The sequence below is a fragment of the Anabaenopsis arnoldii genome, assembly GCF_028331025.1.
Classification (GTDB): Bacteria; Cyanobacteriota; Cyanobacteriia; order Cyanobacteriales; family Nostocaceae; genus Anabaenopsis; species Anabaenopsis arnoldii.
Genome location: NZ_JAQMUH010000063.1, coordinates 1 through 2908, shown reverse-complemented (window position 1 = coordinate 2908; position 2908 = coordinate 1). Strand labels below are relative to the sequence as shown.

The following is a 2908-nucleotide window of genomic DNA, read 5'->3' as shown; positions in this document are numbered from 1 at the left end:
TTTCATCCCCTCGCTAAAGCGTAGGGGATGAAACGCTCCCACTATATTCTCATAGTAACTATTTCCGCATTCTATTTTCTCGCCGTAATCGAGGATTGACAAATTCATTTAAACCCTCACCTAGTAGTGATAACCCTACTACCATTAATGTCATGGCTAAACCGGGGAAGAGAGTAGTCCACCAAATTCCCGTGGGTAGGGCTTCTAAGGCTTGTCTTAAGTCATGTCCCCATTCTGGAACTTCTTCGGGAAGTCCTAGTCCCAAAAAGCCTAAACCGCCTAATACTAAAATGGCATCGGCGGCGTTGAGAGTAAATAATACGGGTACACTTTGAATGACGTTAAAAAATAGATAGCGCCATAGTACAACCAAAGTGGAAGCACCCATGGCTTGAGCCGCTTCAATAAATACCTCTTTCTTAACGCTTACAGTGTGGTTACGTACTACGCGATAATATTGGGGAATGTAGGCAATACTAATGGCGATCGCCGCATTGAAAATTCCCCGCCCTACGACAAAAGCCAGTGTCACAGACAGTAGTAGCCCCGGCAATGTGTAAATACTATCCATGAGGAACAGCAACATCCGATCTAACTTACCCCCCAGATAGCCACTCACCATCCCCAATGGCACACCAATAATCATACTAATTGCTGTAGCTAATATCACTACTTGCAGCGCAGCTTGGGCACCAAATAATGTACGAGAAAATACATCATGTCCCAAGCGACTCGTACCAAACCAATATTTAGCTGATGGTGGTTCTTGGATGGGGTTAGAAAGGAACTCTCTGGGGTTTTGTAACCATCCCCAAGCCTGTAACAGGGGGGCAAAAAATGCTAAAAACAGGAACAATAGGGTAATGGCGATGCCAATGACCATTAATTTCTGGGACAGGTGGGAATTTTGGGCGAAACGGATAAATTTCGGTAACTGAGGTTTATTTATGGCCATGAGGGAGCGCATGCATCCAGTAAGATATAACAAACGCTCCTCTTAGCTGAGAGCTAAGAGGAGCAGGTTCTTTGAGAGTAGAGGCTTTGAAACCCCTGTGCGATCAAAGTTTTTCCGCTTCCCTATACTTTTAGAAGCGAGTCCGGGTGAAGTTTTTCTCTAAAGATAACTCGAAATCATTTGACGATAATCGCTTTTTTGCTTCACACCTTTGACTTCTTTCAATAATTCTTGATGTTTAAACAACTGAATCGTGGGTGTACCAGTTATCCCAGCATTCTCCGCAATCTGAGGGTCTTTGTCAATGTCAATTTCCACAAAGTGAATTTTGCCTGTGAATTCATCCACGACTTTATTTAATATCGGCTTGAGAGTATGACAAGGACCACAACCAGGGGATACATATTTCACCACCAGCAAGCGATCGCTTTCATGGAATAATTTCCTTAAGGCATAACCCCCTTCATGGCGTGTCGCCTGTAAATTAAATCCAGCCTCCTCTTGGGCTTCAGTTTTATTGGTGGTTTGGGGTTCCAATTCATTCTCTACTGTAGCTGATTGATGAAATTCTGTAATTAAATTCCGTGATGATAACCAGCGTTCTGCCAACATGGCCGCCATACAGCCAGTACCCGCCGCGGTAATTGCTTGACGAAACTCGTGGTCTTGCACATCCCCGGCTGCAAATACACCTTCTACACTGGTTTCTACAGAACCATTTTTAGTCACAATATAACCCACATCGTCTAATTCTAGCTGTCCTTTAAATAAGGCTGTATTGGGACTATGACCAATGGCGTAAAACAAACCTTTGGCGTGGATTTCCCTTTCTTCCCCAGTTTGATTATTACGTACTTTTACCCCGGACATCTGACCATCGCCGAAGATGTCCACAGCTTCAGTGTGCCAATGTACTTCGATTTTTGGGCTACTTAAAACCCTGTCTTGCATGGCTTTAGATGCTCGCATTTTATCAGAACGCACCAGTAGATTTACCTTAGAACCGTATTTAGTCAGGTAAATAGACTCCTCCGCAGCCGAGTCACCAGCACCAATGACAGCTAATTCTGCACCGCGGAAAATTGGTGTTGCACCATCGCAAATTGCACAAGCAGATATCCCCCGACTCCAGAACTGATGTTCACTAGGTAAACCTAGACGCTTGGCTGTAGCACCAGTGGCTATAACTATACTATGGGTTTTTAGTTCCCTTTCCTGCGATCGCACTATAAAAGGACGTTGGCTCAAATCCACAGATATTACATCCTCAGTATATAACTGTGCCCCCCACCGTTCAGCTTGCGCCTTCATTTGATCCATTAGTTCCGGTCCGGTAATACCTTGGGGAAACCCCGGAAAATTTTCTACTTCCGTTGTTGTCATCAATTGACCCCCGGGTAAACCCCCCATTTCAAAACCTTCAAATACTACCGGTTTTAAATTTGCTCTTCCTGCATATATGGCCGCTGTGTATCCTGCTGGGCCAGAACCAATAATTACCAAATTTTCTACAGTCGGGTTAGTCATAGGGGTTAAATAAACTCATAACGACTCCGTTTAATATACCATAATTAGTCAAGGAATGGGGATAAAAGAAAACATATAACGTCACCTGAGAAAGAAGACCAGAGGAAATTTTTGCATGGGGGTGATATGAAAGTCCAGGAATATCGAACACTTGTATAGTATAATAAAAACACAGTACCCATGGGAGCTAAAAATATTGGCGTTTTCAGCATTTCCCAAAAAATGAGCTAGTCCTAAGCTGACTATTTTATAAACAAAACTATACTTATGTTGACAAGCATTGATATAAGTGAGTTAAGAAAATCGCCCACTTGATATATAATCCTACGATATCAAGTATTGAATTAAGACTATTGCCAACGCGAAAACCAAGCAATGATAGCGGTAGTCTTTCTTGTAAATCTTAACTTGAGAAATATCGCGTCT

2 protein-coding genes are annotated in these 2908 nt (G+C 42.9%); both read right to left on the bottom strand.

Features of this window, described 5'->3' with window-relative positions:
* Positions 1-58: 58 nt before the first annotated feature.
* Positions 59-955 (bottom strand): ABC transporter permease, encoded by an 897-nt coding sequence (locus tag PN457_RS04820; RefSeq protein WP_271731690.1) that lies wholly within the window; start codon positions 953-955, stop codon positions 59-61.
* A gap of 159 nt (positions 956-1114) precedes the next feature.
* Positions 1115-2482 carry a thioredoxin-disulfide reductase gene (gene trxB / locus PN457_RS04815; protein ID WP_271731689.1) on the bottom strand — a complete coding sequence of 456 codons (1368 nt, stop codon included), beginning with the start codon at positions 2480-2482 and terminating at the stop codon, positions 1115-1117.
* Positions 2483-2908 lie beyond the last annotated feature (426 nt).